General features: G+C 72.8%; 16 protein-coding genes. 5 read left to right on the top strand and 11 right to left on the bottom strand.

Annotated elements, in window-relative coordinates; translation table 11 throughout:
* Positions 1-9: 9 nt before the first annotated feature.
* Positions 10-1,218, top strand: coding sequence for a beta/alpha barrel domain-containing protein (locus POL72_RS38465; RefSeq protein WP_272101835.1), 1,209 nt, complete (start codon positions 10-12; stop codon positions 1,216-1,218).
* A gap of 195 nt (positions 1,219-1,413) precedes the next feature.
* On the opposite strand, the gene POL72_RS38460 is transcribed toward POL72_RS38465, so the two are convergent.
* On the bottom strand, positions 1,414-2,439 hold the full coding sequence (locus POL72_RS38460) for an NADP-dependent oxidoreductase (protein ID WP_272101834.1): 1,026 nt from the start codon (positions 2,437-2,439) through the stop codon (positions 1,414-1,416).
* 150 nt (positions 2,440-2,589) lie between these two features.
* On the opposite strand from POL72_RS38460, the gene POL72_RS38455 reads away from it, so the two are divergent.
* Positions 2,590-3,510 (top strand): hypothetical protein, encoded by a 921-nt coding sequence (locus POL72_RS38455; protein ID WP_272101833.1) that lies wholly within the window; start codon positions 2,590-2,592, stop codon positions 3,508-3,510.
* Positions 3,511-3,565: 55 nt separating this feature from the next.
* Here the strand turns inward: POL72_RS38455 and POL72_RS38450 are convergent, their stop codons facing one another.
* From POL72_RS38450 to POL72_RS38435, 4 genes are all read right to left on the bottom strand, one after another.
* The gene (locus tag POL72_RS38450; RefSeq protein WP_272101832.1) at positions 3,566-4,366 is read right to left on the bottom strand and encodes an MlaE family ABC transporter permease; all 801 of its coding nucleotides are present in this window, start codon (positions 4,364-4,366) and stop codon (positions 3,566-3,568) included.
* Between the two features lie 187 nt (positions 4,367-4,553).
* Positions 4,554-5,105 (bottom strand): tRNA (adenosine(37)-N6)-threonylcarbamoyltransferase complex ATPase subunit type 1 TsaE, encoded by a 552-nt coding sequence (tsaE, locus tag POL72_RS38445; protein ID WP_272101831.1) that lies wholly within the window; start codon positions 5,103-5,105, stop codon positions 4,554-4,556.
* A 3-nt stretch (positions 5,106-5,108) separates the two neighbouring features.
* Positions 5,109-6,248, bottom strand: a complete 1,140-nt coding sequence (locus tag POL72_RS38440; protein ID WP_272101830.1) for a hypothetical protein — start codon at positions 6,246-6,248, stop codon at positions 5,109-5,111.
* A 148-nt stretch (positions 6,249-6,396) separates the two neighbouring features.
* The gene (locus POL72_RS38435; RefSeq protein WP_272101829.1) at positions 6,397-8,352 is read right to left on the bottom strand and encodes a hypothetical protein; all 1,956 of its coding nucleotides are present in this window, start codon (positions 8,350-8,352) and stop codon (positions 6,397-6,399) included.
* A 176-nt stretch (positions 8,353-8,528) separates the two neighbouring features.
* Here POL72_RS38435 and POL72_RS38430 point away from each other — a divergent pair, with 176 nt between their 5' ends.
* From POL72_RS38430 to sdhB, 3 genes are read left to right on the top strand one after another with little or no spacing between them, the layout of a single operon-like run.
* Positions 8,529-9,338, top strand: coding sequence for a succinate dehydrogenase/fumarate reductase transmembrane subunit (locus POL72_RS38430; RefSeq protein WP_272101828.1), 810 nt, complete (start codon positions 8,529-8,531; stop codon positions 9,336-9,338).
* 55 nt (positions 9,339-9,393) lie between these two features.
* Entirely contained in the window at positions 9,394-11,439 is a 2,046-nt protein-coding gene (gene sdhA / locus POL72_RS38425) for a succinate dehydrogenase flavoprotein subunit (protein ID WP_272101827.1), read from the top strand.
* Position 11,440: 1 nt separating this feature from the next.
* Positions 11,441-12,262 (top strand): succinate dehydrogenase iron-sulfur subunit, encoded by an 822-nt coding sequence (gene sdhB, locus POL72_RS38420; protein WP_272101826.1) that lies wholly within the window; start codon positions 11,441-11,443, stop codon positions 12,260-12,262.
* An 11-nt stretch (positions 12,263-12,273) separates the two neighbouring features.
* Here the strand turns inward: sdhB and POL72_RS38415 are convergent, their stop codons facing one another.
* From POL72_RS38415 to POL72_RS38390, 6 genes are all read right to left on the bottom strand, one after another.
* The gene (locus POL72_RS38415; RefSeq protein WP_272101825.1) at positions 12,274-12,840 is read right to left on the bottom strand and encodes a hypothetical protein; all 567 of its coding nucleotides are present in this window, start codon (positions 12,838-12,840) and stop codon (positions 12,274-12,276) included.
* 110 nt (positions 12,841-12,950) lie between these two features.
* Positions 12,951-13,835, bottom strand: coding sequence for a branched-chain amino acid ABC transporter permease (locus POL72_RS38410; protein WP_272101824.1), 885 nt, complete (start codon positions 13,833-13,835; stop codon positions 12,951-12,953).
* A 55-nt stretch (positions 13,836-13,890) separates the two neighbouring features.
* Positions 13,891-15,090, bottom strand: coding sequence for an ABC transporter substrate-binding protein (locus POL72_RS38405; RefSeq protein WP_272101823.1), 1,200 nt, complete (start codon positions 15,088-15,090; stop codon positions 13,891-13,893).
* A 317-nt stretch (positions 15,091-15,407) separates the two neighbouring features.
* Positions 15,408-16,166 (bottom strand): TlyA family RNA methyltransferase, encoded by a 759-nt coding sequence (locus tag POL72_RS38400; protein ID WP_272101822.1) that lies wholly within the window; start codon positions 16,164-16,166, stop codon positions 15,408-15,410.
* Complete coding sequence (locus tag POL72_RS38395; RefSeq protein WP_272101821.1) at positions 16,163-17,236, bottom strand: ABC transporter substrate-binding protein; 1,074 nt, start codon at positions 17,234-17,236, stop codon at positions 16,163-16,165. Before POL72_RS38395 ends, POL72_RS38400 begins: the two co-directional genes overlap by 4 nt.
* Positions 17,229-18,410: a trypsin-like serine peptidase gene (locus POL72_RS38390; RefSeq protein ID WP_272101820.1), complete on the bottom strand. Its 1,182-nt coding sequence runs from the start codon at positions 18,408-18,410 to the stop codon at positions 17,229-17,231. Before POL72_RS38390 ends, POL72_RS38395 begins: the two co-directional genes overlap by 8 nt.
* Positions 18,411-18,498: the final 88 nt, after the last annotated feature.

Here is an 18,498-nt window from a genome sequence, read left to right as displayed (position 1 = left end):
GCGAGGCCGATGCCGGCGGCCCTGCTGCGAGCGAGCCCGCTGCTCCGCGATGGACGCGCGCTGCTCGACGCCGATCGCCTCGTCCACGCGGGGGTCGCCGATCGGCGCGCGAGCTTCGAGCTCGCCTTCACGGCGATGCCGACCCACACGGGCTTCCTCGTGGTCGCTGGCGTAGAGGCGGCGCTCGAGGCGCTCGCCGTGGACGGAGCGCGCTTCGACGCGGCGGCGGTCTCCGCGGCGCGCGCGGCGTGCGGCCTGAGCGACGCGCTCGAGGAGCGGCTCGCCGGCGCGCCGATCTCCGTCGACATCGACGCGATGCCCGACGGGACGATCGCCTTCCCTGGGACGCCCGTCGCCTCGGTGGAGGGGCCGTTCGTCGAGGCGCTGCTCGTGGGCGCGCTGCTCGTCCCGGCGCTCCGCCGCGGCACGGCCGTGGCGACGCGGGCCGCGCGGCTCCACATCGCGGCGGGCGGCGGCGACATCGTCGACGGGTCGTCGGCCAGCGTGCCGTTCGCCGACGAGGCGCTCGCGCTCGCCCGCGCGGCGCACGTGGGCGGCGCCGCGGCGACGACGAGCGCGCTCGCGGCCACGGCGCTCGGCATCCCGTTCCGCTGCGAGGCGGGGATCGACCTCGGCGAGCTCGCGCCGCCGCCGTCCCCGCTCGAGGGCAGCTGGCCCTGGTACGCCGATCGGATGGTCGACCTCGGGGGCCAGGACGAGGAGGCGCTGCTCCTCGAGGCGAGGCGCGTGGGCGCGAGCGCGGGCGCCTGGGTCGCGTCGGGGCTCGCGGAGGCCGCCGAGGGGCTGCCGGCGGCGCGCTGCGAGCTCGTGGCGCTCGAGGAGTCGGGCGCGTGGGCGCTCCGGCAGGGCACGAGCGATCGCGGCGACGTGATCGCGGGGCGGAAGATGGTGGCGCGCTACTACGACGAGGCGGGGCGCGCGGCCTTCGACGTGATCCACCTCGCGCACGAGCGGATGCTGGCGCCGCGCGCGCTCGGGGCCGCGCGGCTCGCCCCGCTCGCGCGCGCGGCGATGCGCGGCGGGCGCGCGCTCGAGTCGCCCGAGCCGGCGAGCGCCGGGCGCGAGCGCTCCCTGGCGGCGCGCCAGCTGCTGCCGGACGCGGTCGCGCTCCTGCGCGCGCCGGCGAGGTACCCGGTGCAGCTCTCGCCGGCGCTGATCGCGCTGCGGGAGCCGGATCCGCCGGGGGGGCTGCGGTAGTCTCCTTGTGAGCTCGACATCTCGCTGAGCTGACCGGCCCGCAGGGACGGAGCTCGTCGCCGGAGGTGTGGATTGATGTCCCGGCCATCAGCGCGCGAATCGCAGCGACGGCGCCTATCCCCATCAGGGACTTGGCCCTTGTGCTTCACCGCCCTGCCGCGCCTCGTCGACATGGGCGTTCGCCGGCCTGGCCGACTACTCGGAGACCTTGATCAGCAGCTTTCCAATCTTGTTCGGCTGGAAGAGCATCGCGAGCGCATCCGGGGCGTTCTCGAGGCCCTCCACCACGCGCTCGCGCCAGGTGATCCTGCCCTCCTTGATCCAGCCGTAGATCTTCTCGAAGGCCTCGGGGAAGCGTGCTTGATGATCGAGGATGACGAAGCCCTGCACCCGGAGACGCTGCATCAGGATGAGCGGGAAGCGCACAGGGCCCGGGCGGGGCTGCTTGTCGTTGTAGGTCGAGATGAGGCCGCAGACCGTGACCCTGCCGAAGAGGTTCATCTTGTCCAGCACGGTGTCGAGGATGTCGCCGCCCGCGTTCTCGAAATCGATGTCGACGCCATTCGGACACGCGCGATCGAGCGCCGCCGCGACATCCTCGGTGCGGTAATTGATGCAGGCGTCGAAGCCGAGCTCCTCGGTCACATAGCGGCACCCGGCGTCGCTGCCGGCAATGCCCACCACGCGACAGCCAGCGATCTTGCCCATCTGGCCGACCAGGGAGCCCACGGAGCCGGCGGCGGCGGACACGACGATGGTCTCGCCGGGCCTCGGCTGCGCGATATCGAAGAGGCCGACGTAGGCGGTGAAGCCGCCGGTTATGTGAAGGGGGCAGAGGAAGGCGCCGAGCGGGACGTCCAGCGCGGGCAAGCGCGTGAGGGCGAGTTCGCCGGGAGCCGCGACGTTGTAGTCCTGCCAGCCGAGGAGGCCGGACACGAGGTCTCCCGCGTTATAGTCGGGGTGACGGGAGCGCTCGACGACGCCGACGCCGACCGCGCGCATCACCTCGCCCTGGTTCACGGGCGGCATGTACTGCTTCATGTCGCTCATCCAGAGGCGGTTCGTCGGATCGACGGACAGGTAGCGTGTGCGGACGAGGACTTCGCCATCGCCAGGCTCACGGACCGGAGCCTCGCGGAGCTCGAAATGGCTGCGGTCCGGCGGGCCCTCGGGGCGCGCCTTCAGGGTGTAGCGGCGGTTGGAGAGGGACGAGGTGCTCATCACACGAAGCTAGACGCCCGGAGGCTCCACCGGAAGATGCAACCCGACCCGGCGGAAGGCGGGCTCGGGTACGTGCCAGGCGCGTCCTGCTCATGAAGTCGGGCGCTTGGAGCCCGCGCTGGGCCCGCATAGCGTATCGAGACCTCTCCGATGGATCCCCGCGCGCACGATCGCCCCATCCGGCTCGACGTCGATCGCCTCGCCGTCCCCGGGGTGATCGGCGTCCGCGCTCGGGCGAGCCTGTCGTTCGGAGGCGCGCTCCACGTGGCGCTCGGGTCCGACGCGGGCTTTCCGGAGTTCCAGCAGCTCGACGACTGGAAGTCCGACCTCTCGCTCGTCGACGCGCGCGCCCTCGCGCCCCAGCTGCGGGCGGAGGCCGGGATCCTGCTGCCGGAGGAGCGCCTCGCCGAGATCGAGGCGCTCGATCGCGAGATGGCGGCGCTCGACGTCCCGCCGCTGAGCGATCCCCGAGAGCTCGACGCCCTCTCCCTGTCGAGACGCGCCCGGCTGCACGCGCTCGACGCCGCCCAGCGTCGCGTGCTCGAGGCGCGCGGGGCGCCGTTCTGGGTCGCGGGGTATACGCGCCACTCGGACACCCTCTGGGCGCATCGGATCGGTGGGTCCGCGCCATTCCAAGCATGGGTATCCCGCCATGATACGGAGTGTCGCGCCGTGGAGGCCGCGGGGGAGCCGCCCGGCTGGATGGGTCGCGCCCGCTTCTTCGATCTCTGCCGGACGCTCTGGGCCGATCGGGCGCTCCGCGCGCTGACCGGAGGGGCGGTGAGCGAGCCTGGGCTGCTCTTCGGGCGACGATGCTCGGCGCGGTGGGACTGCGGAGAGATGGTGGAGGACGAGATCGCGCGCGCCGGGCTCGACGCGGCCGCGGCGATGGCGGCCGGCGCAGAGGAGGTGACGCTCCCCCTGCACGGGCCTGCGCGGCGCGCGCGAATGCGTGCGTTCGAGATGCAGGTGTGGTCGATTCACCCGCTCGACGCGCCGAGCGAAGGGCCGTGGCCGACGCGCCCGATCGAGGTGCCGGCCGAGGACGTGTGGGTGCCAGTGGAGGGCTGAATTCGCGTATCAGCGGTTCAGTCGACGTGATGTAGAGAAGGTCCGCCGCTGCGGCTCACATGTCGAGCAAGAGCTGCGTCAGGATGTAGTTCGTGACGAGCACGGTGACGCAGCTCTCGACGACCGCGCGCGTGGTCGCGACGCCGACGCCGCGCGCGCCGCCGGAGGCGTAGAAGCCGTGGCGGCACGAGATCGACGAGACGATGAAGCCGAAGACGCACGCCTTGATGAGCCCCATGGAGATGTCCTTGGGGAGGGCGAAGTCGCGGATGCTCTGGAAGAACGCGCCCGCGTCGCCGCCGAGCCAGAGCACGGCCACGAGGTACGAGCCGCACATGCCGACGCTCGTGTACAGGATGCAGAGCAGCGGCAGCATCACCGTCGCGGCGAAGAGCCGCGGCGAGAGCAGGTACTGCACGGGGCTCACGCCCATCGTCGCGATGGCGTCGATCTGCTCGGTGACGCGCATGTTGCCGAGCTCCGCGGCCATGGCGCTGCCGGCGCGGGCGGTGACCATGATCGCGGAGAAGACCGGCGCGAGCTCGCGGGCCAGCGAGACCGCGACGAGGCCGCCGACGCGGCCCTCGGCGCTGAACGCGCGCAGCGCGTAGGACGTCTGCAGCGTCACGACCATGCCGCTGAAGACGCCGGTCAGGCCGACGATGAAGACCGACTGCGCGCCCATGAAGTCCATCGCCGCGAGGAACTGGGCGGGGCGGAACGGCGGGCGCACGAGCCAGACGATCGTCTGGAAGGTGAGCGTGACGATGTTGCCGATGTTGTCGAGGAACGCGAGGACCGGCTCCAGCGCCCTGTTGAGCAGCTGGCCGTGGCTGGTCTCAGCGCCTTCTTTCACGGTGCGCTCTTGTACCACGCAACGCCGCCGCGCACGGGATCGGGCTCGCGATGGCCCTGCGCGCCCGCTCGTACGCGCTGCGACGTGCGCTTCGCGCCAGCGCGTGGATCGAGGCGCCGGTCGAGCCCGCCCGAAGGTGCAGCGGTCCCCCGCCCGCCCTCGCCAGGCTCCGGCCGCTCGACGCGCTTCACGCAGCGCCCGGCCCGGCTCCCCGCGATCCAACGGAGCCGCGCCGCAGCTCGTCATCCACCGCGGCGAGCACCTCGCCGCTCCGCGCGCCGGTCGCCCTGATCTCGGCGGCACGGCCGGGCGCGGCCGGATCCTCCGGCGCGGCGAGGCGGATCAGGAGCGCGTCGCCCCCGAGCGCCTCCACGAACGGCTCGCCCCACTCCACCACGACGAGCGCGCCCTCGGCGCGGCGCTCGCGCAGCCCGAGCTGGGCGAGCTCCGCGGCGGCGTCGTCGCGCGCGTCCTCCGCGGAGGACGCGCCCCCGAGGCGGTAGGCGTCGGCGTGCGCGATGGGGACCCGGCCCTCGTGCTCGTGGACCAGCGTGAACGTCGGGCTGGTGATCGGGAGCGCCGGCGGGACGCCGAGCGCCCGGCAGAGGGCGCGGGCGAAGAACGTCTTCCCGGCGCCGAGATCGCCGGCGAGGACGACCAGATCGCCGCCCGCGAGGCGCCCGGCGAGCGCTCGCGCCAGGCGGATGGTGCTGCGGCGGCTCGGCAGCTCGATGCGCATGCGTCAGAACCGGGCCCCGGCGCCGAGCGTCGCGCCGACGAGCAACAGGGAGCCGCCCCCCGTGGGAACCCACCGGAGGTTGCCGAGCTGGGCCTCGAGCTGCACCGAGGGGCTCAGCGCGAGCGCGACGTCGAGCGACGCCCCGAGCACCGGGTGGACCTCGAGGTCGCCGTGGTACGTCGTGAGATCGGGGCCCACGGCGCCGGCGCCGGACCTGAAGAACGCGCCCGCGCGGAGCGACGGGCCGAGGTGGAGCGGGAACGCGCGCCACGCGCCCTCGTGCGGCGTCAGGCTGGGCGTCAGCAGCAGGCGCGCGCCGCCCTCGATCCAGGCGGCGAACGGGCCGGCCAGGTTGCCGCCGCCGCCGGCGAACAGCTCGAGCCCGCGGTCGCCGGGCGCGTAGGCCACGCGCGCCTCCCCGACCAGCGAGGCCGCGCTGCCGCTCGCGCCCGGGAGGCGCGCCGCCGCGACGGCCAGCCCGAGCGACCCGGACACGGCGACCCGGCGCCCGCCCGTGTACGCGGGCCACACGCGCTCCGGCCCGAGCGGATACGCCATCAGCACCTCCTTCGCGGGCGGCGCGGGCGGCGGCGCGGGCACCGGGGGCAGCACGATCGTCCCTCCCGCGGCCGGAGGCGGGGGCGCGCTCGCCGGAGCGGAGCGCGCGGCGCGCTCCCAGGGGAGCTCGCCGACGCCGATGCCCTCCGGGCGGAGCAGGACCGCCAGCATCTCCTGCGTCTGCCGGGCCTCTTTACCCCGGTCGACCTCCCTGGCGACCGACTCGACCCGGCCCGTCGAGGCGAGGTACGCGGTGAGCTCGATCCGGGTGGTCGTGACCGCAGGATCGACGGTGCCGGTCAGGACCCAGTCCGCGCCCGTCCGCGCGCTCACGGCGCGGTACTCGTCCGCGCTGTCGGCGACGCCATCGGCGACGTCCTTGAGCGCGGCCGCGACCGCGCCGTCCGGCGCCGTGGTGTGGCCGAGGGCGGCGAGCCCGCGCGCGACCTCGGCCTGGGCGGCGCTCCGGGCGGCCTCGTCGGTGCCCCCGCGCGTGGGGAGCAACGCCACCCGATCGGCGAGCGCGGCGGGGGCGATCGCCAGGAGCGCGGCGGCGGTGGCACAGGAGAGGGCTCGGCGGATCATGCGGCGCCATGCTACGCCCGCCGGCAGGCCGGAGCAGCCCCGTGGCGACGCGCCGGCACGGTCTCCACGCTGTGCCTCGCGCGTCGTCCCCTGCGATGACCGGGCACGGGCCGGGTGAGTCGCCTCGTTCACCGCGCTTTCGCCCCGCTCATCGCCCTTTCCCGCTCTCGCGGTGGCCGATCACCCGCGGCAGCACGCGCCGTCCGCCGAAGCCGTCCGCCGACGTCGTCCAGAGCTCCGCCGTCGCGGTGCTCATGGCGCTCACGGCAGCGAGGCGCCGCGCCTTCACCTCCGCCGGGTCCTCGGTGCCCGTCTTCGGCAGCCGCTGCACGCCGGCCCAGGCGAGCACGCCGGCGTCGCGCCCGAGCGCCGCCCAGAAGCTCGGCGGCGACGGATGGGTGGCGAGCCACGCCGCGAGCGCGGCCGCCGCGCCCGAGGAAGGCGTCGCCCTGGGATCGCCCGCGCCCGGCGGAGGCTGCGCGCCCGAGGGCGCCGCGAGGAGCGGAAAGAGCCCCGCCGTCGCGACGAGCGATCCCGGCGGCGGCGCGATGGCCGTCTCGAAGGCGAGCGCGATCGTCACCGAGCGGGGAGCCGCGCGGAGCGCTTGCTCCGCGCAGCGCGCGTCGCCGGCGAGGACCATCCCGCGGATGGCCGGCGGCCGGAGGGCGCGCGCGTCGAAGGTCCCGTCGCAGGGGAGCGCGAGCGCGATGCCGTGCTCGGCCAGCGGCGCGGCCCCGGCAGCGCCCGCCGGCGCGGCCCCGGCAGCGCCCGCCGGCGCGGCCCCGGCGGCGCCCGCCGGCGCGGCCCCGGCAGCGCCCGGCGGCGCGGGGGCCGCGTCCTTCCGGACATCGGCATCGCCGCCCACGAGCGCCACCGGCTTCGCGCCCCGCTCCGCGAGCGCGGCGGCGAGCACCTCGATGCTCCTCGCGGGCTCCTCGCCCACGACGAAGACGAACGCGCCGTCCAGCGCCGCCGGCTCCGGCGGGTGGACGAGCAGCACCGGGATCGCGTGCGTCCGCGCGAACTTCGCCGCCTCGGTCGCCTGCTCCCGATCGGAGCCGGCGATGAGCACCGCGGCGCCCTCGGCGGTGAGGCTGTTCAGCGCCTCGTCCACGCTGCCCTCGCCGCCGTCGTCGCGGCTCACGAGCCGCGCGTCCGAGCCCGGCCGGAGCAGCCCGAGCCCGTGCGCCACGCCGGCGGCGATCTCGACTCCGCGGCGGCGCGATGCGGGCGTGCGCGTCGACAGCAGCAGGCCGACCGTGGGCGGCTCGACGCGCGCGGCATCCGCGCCGGCCGCGAGCTCGAAGATCGCGTCGCGCTGGGTGCCGAGCGCCGCGTCGGCCCGATCGATCAGCTCCTTCGCGAGCGCCACGTCGCGGCGCTCGCGGGCGACGATCGCGAGGCGCTCGGCGACCAGCGAGCGCAGGTCGAGCTCCGGGCTCACGACCTCTCCGGTCGCCTGCCCGGCGCGGAGCGCCCGGACGAGGTGATCGATCGGCACCTCGCGCAGCTGCGCCCCGATCTGCGCCCGGACGGCGGCGCGCCGGTCGTCGTCGGCCTCGCGCAGCCAGACGCTCATCAGCTCGATCGCCTGCGTCCACGCGTTCGCCTCCATCGCGGCCGTGGTGACCTCCTCGTTGAGGAGCTCGCGCACGTACGGGTCGATCATCTTGCTCACCAGCGGGCGCAGCACCCCGAAGGCGGGCCTCGGCTTGCCGGCCCGCCGGAGCGCCGCGCCGCGGATCACGCGCGCGAGATCGCCGATCGCGCTCCGCCCCGCCGCCTCGACCTCGGCCGCGAGCGCCTCGGCGCGGCGGAGGTCCCCTCGCTCCAGGGCGATCCACGCGAGGTGGACGGTCGCGACGCGCGCGAGGTCGTCGGAGGCGTGGCGCCCCCGGAAGGCGAGGAGCTCCGGCTCGAGCGCGATGCGCTCCGCGCGCGCGCCGTTCGCGAAGCGCGAGAGGAGGGGGCGCAGCTCGGCCTGGGCCGCGGGCGACCCGGCCAGCGCCGGGCTCACCGGCGCTCCGCCGTCCTGCGCGCCGCAGCCCGCGCCGGCGGCCGCGGCGCCGAGCGCGAGCAGGGCCGCGGCCGCGATCGCGGCCACGCGGGAGTGAAGTGGCCGACGTCGCCGGGCGGCGCGGCGGCGCGGGTTGGCCGCTGCGCCGCCGCTCGACGCGCCAAAGGCAGCGGAAAACCGGCCGGAACTGTCGACTGCGTTCACCTTGACGTCACCCGGGGCATCCCATACACCCGCCGCGCCCGCCTTCCATCGAGGTCAGCGTGTCCGAGGCAACCCCCGCGAGATCGCTCTTTCACGAGAGCCGCCGGTCCTTTCTCCTGCGCAAGCTGCATTCTCTCACCGGCGCCCTCCCCGTGGGCGGTTTCCTGCTCTTCCATTTCTGGACGAACGCGAAGGCGCTCCAGGGGCAGGAGCGGTTCGACGCGGCCGTCGCCGATATCTCGCACATGCCGTACCTGCCCGTGCTCGAGATCGGGCTCGTCGTGCTGCCGCTCGCGTTCCACGCCCTCTACGGCGTCAAGCTGGTGCTCGAGGGCAAGCCGAACGTCGGCAGCTACACGTTCTCGCGCAACTGGATGTACACGCTGCAGCGGGTCACCGGGGTGCTCGCCTTCGCGTTCATCGGCTTCCACCTCTGGTCGTACTGGGCGCAGAAGTGGCTGGGCCGGATGGCGCCCGAGGAGTTCTACCCGCGGCTGTGCGCCGACATGGCGTCGACGGTGGGCGGCGTCCCGGTGATCGCGCTCGTCTACCTCTTCGGCATCGCGGCGAGCGTGTTCCACTTCGCCAACGGCCTCTGGGGCTTCTGCTTCTCGTGGGGGATCACCGTGTCGCGCCGGGCGCAGCGCATGGCCGCGGTGGTCTTCGGCGCCGTGGGCCTCGTGGTCTTCCTGTTCGGCGCCAACACGGTGATCTATTTCGCCACCGGCGCGCCGTTCCCCGGGACGCCGGGCCCGTCGGCGGAGGGGGGCCGCACCTGCGCGGACATCGCGTCGTCGTCGACCGGTTCCACCGGCGCCCCCGCGCGCGCGGCTATCGGCGCCGGCGTGGGCGCGCCGGCCTCGCACTGACCATCGTATCGGCCGCGCCCTTCCGGGGAGCGGCGCGGGAGCATCGGGATCGAACATGGCCGCGAAGAGCACGACGAGGAGCGAGGGGGGGAAGGTTCGGCGCGTGATCGTCGTCGGGGGCGGGCTCGCCGGCCTGATGACGGTGATCAAGCTGTGCGAGGCGAAGGTCCCTGTCGACCTGATCTCCCTCGTGCCGGTGAAGCGATCGCACTCGGTGTGCGCGCAGGGCGGCATCAACGCCTCGGTGAACACGAAGGGCGAGGGCGACAGCCCCCAGGTGCACCTCGAGGAGACGGCGTACGGCGGCGATTTCCTGGCGAACCAGCCGCCCGTCAAGGGGATGGCCGAGGCCGCGCCGGGCATCGTGAACATGCTCGATCGCATGGGCGTGCCGTTCAACCGGACGCCCGAGGGCCTGCTCGACTTCCGCCGCTTCGGCGGCACGCTGTACCACCGCACGGCGTTCGCCGGCGCGACGACGGGGCAGCAGCTGCTCTACGCGCTCGACGAGCAGGTGCGGCGGTTCGAGCTCGCCGACGTGACCGACGAGCACGGCGTGGCGATCCCGGGCGAGAAGATGGTCCGGAAGTTCGAGTTCTGGGACTTCCTCGAGGCGATCCTCGACGACTCGGGCACGTGCGTGGGCTGCGTCGCGCAGGACCTGAAATCGATGCAGATCCGCGCCTTCACGGGCGACGCGGTCGTGCTCGCGACGGGCGGCTGCGGCATCGTCTTCGGCCGCTCCACGCTGAGCGTGATCTGCACGGGGACGGCGGCGTCGGCGGTCTACCAGCAGGGCGCTGTGTACGCGAACGGCGAGTTCATCCAGGTGCACCCGACGGCGATCCCCGGCGCCGACAAGCTGCGGCTCATCTCGGAGAGCGCGCGCGGCGAGGGCGGCCGCGTCTGGGTGCCGAAGGACAAGAGCGACGCGCGGAGCCCGCGGGACATCCCCGAGAAGGAGCGCGACTACCTCCTCGAGCGGATGTACCCCGGCTACGGCAACCTCGTCCCCCGCGACATCGCCGCGCGCGCGATCTTCAAGACGTGCTTCCACGAGGGGCGCGGCATCTGGAACCCCGCGACGGGCCGCAACGAGAACGAGGTCTACCTCGACCTGACCCACAAGGACGAGAAGTTCCTCCGGTCGAAGCTCGCGGGCATCCTCGAGATCTACGAGAAGTTCGCGGGCACCGACCCGTACAAGAACCCGATGAAGGTCTTCCCGGCCGTCCATTATTCGATGGGCGGCCTGTGGGTCGACTACGAGGCGGACGCGCGGGGCTCGCTCAAGGCCGGGTCGCCGCGCAACCACGCGACGAGCATCCCGGGCCTCTACGCGGTGGGCGAGGTGGACTACCAGTACCACGGGGCCAACCGGCTCGGCGCCAACTCGCTGCTCTCGTGCATCTACGGCGGCATGGTGTGCGGGCCGGCGGTGGCGACCTATCAGCGGAGCATCAGGCGGAGCGCGCTCGACCTGCCGCGCTCGATCTTCGACAAGGCCGAGAAGCGCGCCGAGGCGAGCTACCAGCGCATCCTGACGCAGAACCAGGACGCGAAGCAGCCGGAGAACGCGTACCGGCTGCACCAGGAGCTCGGCGAGACGATGCTGCGCGACTGCACGATCGAGCGCGACAACGCGACGCTCGACCGCGTGCTCGAGAAGCTCGGCGAGCTCGAGGAGCGGGCGGGGCGGATCAAGTGCACGGACACGGCCCCGCGGGTGAACCAGGGGGCGCAGTTCGTGCGCCACCTCGAGAACATGCTGGTGCTCGCGCGGGTCATCGCGCAGGGCGCGAGGAACCGCGACGAGTCGCGCGGGGCGCACTACAAGCCGGAGTTCCCGGCCCGGAACGACGCCGCGTGGATGCGCACGACGCTGGCGCGCCACGAGGAGAAGGGCGCGGTGAGGTTCGTCCGCGAGTTCGACTACGCGTGCGCCGGCCAGTCGATCCACGTGACGGACGCGGTGGACACGTCGCTCGTGACGCCGCGGGAGCGCAAGTACGAGCAGGCGGGCGCGGCGAGCGCAGCGAGCGCCGCGAACTCCGCGAACATCCAGACGACGACAGGGAAGCTGTCGCAGAAGAGCGTGTAGGATGGCCAAGGCGAGCGGAGACGAGGCGAACGAGGCGGCGGCGCCGGCGCAGCCGAAGGGCGACGGCCGGCTTGTGCACCTGCGCGTGCGGCGGCAGGACACCGCAGACCGGACGGAGTCGCGGCGCTGGGAGGAGTTCAAGGTCCCCTACCTGCCGCAGATGAACGTGATCAGCGCGCTGCAGCAGATCCAGAAGGATCCGCGGACCGTGGACGGCAAGGAGGTGGCTCCTGTCGTCTGGGAGGCGGTGTGTCTGGAGGAGGTCTGCGGCTCGTGCACGATGGTGATCAACGGTCGAGTCCGACAGGCCTGCTCGGCGCTCATCGACCAGATCGCGCCGAAGGGCGAGGTGATCACGCTGGAGCCGATGTCCAAGTTCCCGCTCGTGCGCGACCTGCTCGTCGACCGGAGCCGGATGTTCGAGGACATGAAGCGCGTGCGGGCGTGGATTGACATCGACGGCACGCACGAGCTCGGCCCGGGCCCGCGCGAGTCGCCGGAGCGGCAGCAGGAGCGATATCCGCTCTCCCGCTGCATGACGTGCGGCTGCTGCGTCGAGGCGTGCCCGCAGTACAGCGACGGGACGAAGTTCGTCGGCGCCTTCGCCATCAACCTGGTGCGGCTCTACAACATGCACCCTTCGGGGGCGATGCACGAGGGCGAGCGCCTCGAGTCGGTGATGAACGAGGGTGGGATCACCGATTGCGGCAAGTCGCAGAACTGCGTCGAGGTATGCCCGAAGGAGATCCCGCTCGTCGACTCGCTCGCTGCCGTCTCCCGCGACACGACGAAGCGCATGCTGTTCGGCTGGCTGCTGAAGTAGGCGCGTTCGACCTACGGAAACAGCGACCCCGTCGCGAGCCCGAGCCCGTTCCCGAGCCCCATCTGCAGCGCGTCCGGCGTGCGCGGCCGCGCCAGCTTGTCCATGCGCATCCCGAGGACGTGCGTGATCAGCGTGCAGGCCTGGTGCGCCCGCGCCGTCGCCTCGCACCCCATCCAGGCGCCGAGCGGCTCCCGCTCGCCGTCGTCGGCGTAGCGGATCACCGCGCCGCCCTCGGCGACCGTGATCCAGGCGTTCGCCTGGCGCGGCAGCGAGGCGTGCAGCACGCCGACCTGGCCCAGCGGATCGTCGTTCGGGCCCATGACCCGGCCGTCCGGCTCGAGCAACGCCACCGGCTCGGCCTCCAGGCCGAACACGCGCCCGCCGCGATCGACGCTGAGCTGGTGCTCGCCGTTCACGAGGATCTTGCCGTCCGGCATGATGTCGACCGTGAGGTCGGCGAGCGCCCAGCGAGCGCGGGGGATGTCGAGCAGCGCGCCGCCGCGCACCCAGTTGGCGGGGGGCACCGGGGCGCACGCCGCGAGCAGCGAGAGCGGTACGACGAGAGCGAGGCGTCGCATCCGCCGAGCATACCGCAAGGAGGCGCGGCGCGTGGGCCGTCGGGCCAGGGCGGCCCTGCTCGTTCTGGAGGATGGAAGCACGGCGCGTGGGCCGGCTGGCCAGGGCGGCCTTACACCTTCTCGGTCCCGGTCGTGCCGAGCAGCCCCGTCGGCTTCACGAGGAGCACCCCGATCAGCACCGCGAACACAAGGACGTCCTGCAAGCCGGAGTAGGGCGTGAGCTTCGTCATCTCTCCGATGATCCCGATCAGCATGCCCCCGAGCATGGCGCCCGTGATGTTGCCGATGCCGCCGATGACCGCCGCCACGAACGCGCGGTTGCCGATCACGACGCCCATCGTGGGGTACACCTGCGACTGATCGAGGCAGTACAGCACCGCGCCCACCGCCGCGAGCATCGAGCCCGTGAGGAAGGTGAGCGCGATGATGCGGCTCGTGCGGACGCCCATCAGCCGGGCGGCCTCGACGTTCACGCTGAGCGCGCGCATCGCCTTGCCCGTCCAGGTGCGCCGCACGAGCAGCTCCAGGCCGATCATCACGAGGATCGAGGTGACGAAGATCACCTGCCGCGTGTGCTCGATCGGCAGGAGCTGCGGATAGCCGCGGTAGCGGGCGGTGAAGAGGAGCTGCGCCAGGTTCTGGAGGAGCACGCTCATCCCGAGCGCCGTCACCAGCGGCGTGATCCGGGTGTTCGCGAGGCCCCGCCCCCGTGAGCGGAGCGGCGCGTAAGCCACCTTCTCGACGACGACCCCGAGGACGCCCGCGAAGGCCATCGCGCAGAGGGTGCCGGCCACGCCCGCGAACAGCGGCGCGCTGTTGCCGCCGAACGCCGCGATCCCGAAGAGCCCGGCGAAGGCGCCCATCATGAAGATCTCGCTATGAGCGAAGTTGATGAGCTTGAGGATGCCGTAAACCATCGTGTAGCCGAGGGCGACCAGCGCGATCATCGACCCCTGGGCGAGCCCTGTGATCAGGGCATTCACGATCTTCTCCATGGAGACCTCTTTGACGCCCGTTCCGCACGCTCGAGCCAGCGCGCAGGAACGACCGCTACTGCTTCGCAGCCTTGTCGTTGACCGTTGCGTAGTAGGTAAACTGCTTGTCCTTGATCCGGACGATGACGACCGGCTTGTTCGCGTTGCGCTCCGCATCGATGCTGATGACGCCCGTCGCGCCCTGGAACCCCTTGGTGTCCTGGATGGCCGCCCGGATGTCGTCCGGCGTCATCTCCTTCGCGCGCCCCATCGCGTCGGCGAGCAGCCTGGCCGCGTCGTAGGCCTGGGCCGCGATGCTCGACGGCGTGCGGTTGTACCGGTCCTTGTACTTCTTCACGAAGGCCTGCGAGTTGGGCCAGGGGACGTCGGGCGCGTAGTGGTTCGTGAAGTACGCGCCGTCGAGCTCCTCGGCGGCGTCGCGCAGGAGCTCGTTCGCGTCCCACCCGTCGCTGCCCACGAACATGCTCCCTGGTACGCCCGCGGCCTTGGCCTGCCGCGCGACCGGGGCCATGCTCGTGTAATAGATCGGCGCGTAGATCATCTCGGGGTTCGCCGACTTGAGCTCGTTGATGTACGTCGTGAAGTTGGTCTCCTTCTTGAGGAAGCTCTTCTCCATGACGATCTCGCCGCCCAGGCGCTTCACCTCCTCGCGGAACTCCTTGGCGAGGCCCGACGAGTAGAGGTCGTCGGAGGCGAAGAAGAGCCCCACCTTCTTCTTGCCGAGCGTGTTCACGATGAACTGCGCGCCCATCTGGCCCTGCACGTCGTCGGTGAAGCAGGCGCGGAACACGAACGGGCCGACCTTCGTCACGTCCGGGTTCGTGGAGGACGGCGTGATCATCGGCACCTTCTTCTTGTTGGCGACGATGCCGCCGGCGCGCGACCGCGACGAGGCGACCTCGCCGAGGAGGGCCAGCACGTGATCCCGATCGATCAGCTGCAGGACCTTGTTGGTCGCCTCCTCGGGCTTCGACTTGTTGTCCTCGTAGAGGACGTGGATCGGCTTGCCCTTGACCCCACCGGCCTTGTTGATCTCGTCGATCGCGAGATCGATAGCCTCCTTGGAGTCGACGCCGAACGCCGTCTCCTCGCCCGAGAGGCTGAAGTAAGCGCCGACCTTCCACTCGGCGTCGTCCTTGGCGTGCTGGGCCGCGTTGTCGGCCGGCGTCTCACCCTTCTTGTCGCAACCGAGCGTCATCGCGCTGAGCGCGAGCGCCCCGGCGATCATCTTCACCAAACCCCGTCGTCCGAGCATGTCGTCGTCCTCCCTGTCGCCGGGCTGCCTCGCGTGGGTCGCCCGCGCTGGCCATGGCCGCCCACGCAGCGGCTCAGAGCGCGTGTACTCACCGCGTCTACCATTGTCTACGCGGCACGTCAGCACCGTCGGGCCGCGGCGCGGTCGGCGTGGAGCATCTTAAGTGTTCGACTTTCCACGGATTCCGGCGACCGAGCCCGGCGTCGTGGCGCGCGGCGTCGCAGGCCGTGGCCAGCCAACGCGGTGCGCATGGCGGCTAACCGACGCCGCGGCTGGTCAACGGGGTGCACATGGCGGCTGGCTGACGCGGCGGCCGATCAACGTGGCGGCTGGTCGACGCGGCGCGCATGGACGAAGTGCTCGACGTTCCCCTTCGGACCGCGCACGGCGCTGTCGACCTGGTCGACGACCGAGAAGCCCGCGGCCTCGATGGCCTGGCGCCCTTCGGCGATCGCCGCGAGGCGGGTCGCCTCGTCGCGGATGACGCCGCGGCCGCGGGCGGCGGCCTCGCGGCCCGCCTCGAACTGCGGCTTGATCAGCGCCACGAGATCCCCCGAGGGGCGGAGCAGGCGGGCGATCGCGTCGATGAGGCGGGAGATGCTGATGAACGACGCGTCGACGACCACGAGATCGATGGGGACGTCGAAGTCCTCTCGCTGGAGCTCGCGGGCGTTGACCCGATCGCGCACCTCGACGCGCGCGTCGGCGCGGAGCTTGGCGGCGAGCTGGCCGTAGCCGACGTCGACGGCGAAGACCCGCGCCGCGCCGCGCTGGAGCAGGCAGTCGGTGAAGCCGCCGGTCGAGGCGCCCACGTCGACGCACGTCTTCCCGGCGACGTCGAGGCCGTGCGCGGCGAAGGCCGCGAGCGCGTGCTCGAGCTTGTCGCCGCCGCGCGAGACGAACCGGGGGCCGGAGGCGACGTGGACCTCGGCGTCCTCCGGGAGCAGCGTGCCCGGCTTGTCGATGCGGCGCGGCCCCGAGGTGACCTTGCCGGCCATAATCAGCGCCTGCGCCTCGGTCCGTGAGCCGACGAGCTTCCGGGCGACGAGCAGGGCGTCGGCGCGCACGCGGGTCATGGCGCCTCCGTCCTGGGCAGGGGCGCCGCGAGGCCCGCGGCGCCGGGGGAGGGAGGTACGGCCGCGTCGTCGGAGAGCGCCAGCGCGTCGCCGTGGAGCGCCCGCGCCACGGCGGCGAGGCCGTCGCCGATGCGGGGGCCCGGGCGCAGCACGACCTCGGTGTTCAGCGGGCGCAGGCGCCCCTCGCGCACGGCGCGCAGGGATCTCCAGCCGGGCGCGTCCCTGAGCGTCGCCAGCCTGGAGGCGCCCCGCATATCGCCGTCGCTGGACGTGCCGTCGAGCAGGACCTCGGGATCCAGCACGAGCAGCTGCTCGACGCTGATCGACGGGTAGGCGCCGCCGCGGGTGATCACGTTCTCGCCGCCGGCCAGACGGATGAGTTCATCGGGGAAGCTGCCGGGGCCCGCGACGAAGAGGGGCGAGGTGTCGTAAAGCAGGGCGGCCCGGACGCGCGGGGCGCCTTTCGCGGCGACGGCCTGCTCGACAGCGCGGCGCCGGGCGCGGATCCGGCCGATCGCCTGCTCCGCGCCGGGCGTCGCATCGAGCCGCCGCCCGAGCTCGGTGAGCATGTCCTCGATCTGCGCGAGCGACTCGGTGTCGGGGAAACACGTCGCGATCCCGTGCGCGCGCAGCGACTCGTCGAGCGCGGGCCCCGCCGGGCCGCGGGCGCCGACGACGAGGGTCGGCGAGAGCGCGATGATGGCCTCGATGCTCGGATCGGCGTAGCCGCCGACGCTCGGCAGGCGGAGCACCTCGGGCGGGTGGTCGCAGTAGCGGGAGCGGCCGACGAGCGCCGCGCCGGCGCCGATGGCGCAGACCGCCTCCGTGGTGCTGGGCGACAGCGAGACGACGCGCGCTCCCGCCGTGCGCGACGGGGCGGTGCGCCCGCACGCCGCGAGCCCGAGCGCCGCGAGCCCGGCGAGCGCGGCCCGCCGCGAGAGCGCGCGGCCCGGCGCGCCCGGCAGGAGCGCAGGCCTCGCAGCGCCCGGCAGGAGCGCAGGCCCCGCAGCGCCCGGCAGGAGCGCGGGGCCGGGGGCGCTCCGCGTGGAGGAGCGCTGCTCGTCAGCCAAGCCGCTCTCGGCCGCGCAGCCGCCGGAGGCTCGCGAGGGCGCCCAGGCTCGCCGCCGCGAGCACCCAGGGGACCGGCTGCGTCGGATCAGGCCGCGGCTTGGCGCTGCAGGACCCGCTCCCCTCGTCGTCTGCGGACGGCTCCGAGACCTTGGCGCAGAAGCCGGGCTCGCCGTTGCAGCTGTAGCCGTCGGGGCATGCCGCTGCCCCGTTGCAGGGCCGCGTGCAGTAGCCGTCGAGGCACGCGTTCGCAGGGCACTGCTCCGGCTGTCCGCACGCGGCGCCGACCTCCGCCGAATAGGCGGGATCGGTGGGGTAGCCGGTCGCCCAGGGGGGCTCCTTGTATCCTCCGGCACGGGCGGCGCGCACGGTCGTCTCTTTAATCCATTCCGCCCAGCGGTACACATAGCCGTAGATCGGATACTCGCAGCCCGCGGCCCCGCGCGAGGTCACGCCGATCACGCGGTGCATCATGTCGAGGCTGGGTCCGCCCGAGTCTCCCTCGCAGATGCCGGTGTCCCCGACCCACTCCGTCGCCTTCACCAGGGATGACGGGCAGCCGTCAGCCACGCAGTCGATGAACAGCTTGTCGCGGCGCCGCCGCAGGCCCGCGCCCGTGCTCGCGTCGTTCGTCGCCCCGAAGCCGACCGCGTAGTACTCCTCGCCCTCCACGAGCGGCACGTCGACGCGCGGCACGAGCGGCACGGCCTCGCTCTCCGGGATCGGCTCGTCGAGGATCAGGATCGCCTGATCGTTGCCGCAGAACGCGTCCGTCCCCTCGCCGGGGAGCAGCACGACCTCGCTGCCGCCGTAAAAACGCGCGTACCTGCCGATCTCCGCGTCGGTCGTCACGAAGATCCGCCGCGCGAGGTGCGTGTCCGTGAACCTCGTGGATCGACAGGTGATCTGGCCGTCGAGCTCATTGGCCATGTCCGACACGCAATGACGGGCCGTCAGCACCACGTTCGGGGCGATCAAGCTGCCGGTGCAGATCGCGCCGATCTCGTCGTTGTAGATGCCCACGACAGCCCTGTCGCCGTCGTCGAGATATCCGTCCTGAATGGCATCCGGCGCCTCACCGATCTCGTCAGGAGGCTCCTCCAGGGCGGAGCTGCACGCTGTCGCAGCGAGTCCCAGGGCGAGGATCAAGGCGACTCTGGGCAAGCAAAACGACATCGAATGCCTCCAAATACTGCAATGTCTGCGCGCGCCGCGGGGTGCCGCAAGGAGCAGAAGATTCTAGAGGCGAAGTTGCGGTCGTGCA

Source organism: Sorangium aterium (assembly GCF_028368935.1).
GTDB lineage: Bacteria > Myxococcota_A > Polyangia > Polyangiales > Polyangiaceae > Sorangium > Sorangium atrum.
The sequence above is the reverse complement of the archived record's forward strand: the minus strand, read 5'-3'. Positions and strand labels throughout refer to the sequence as shown.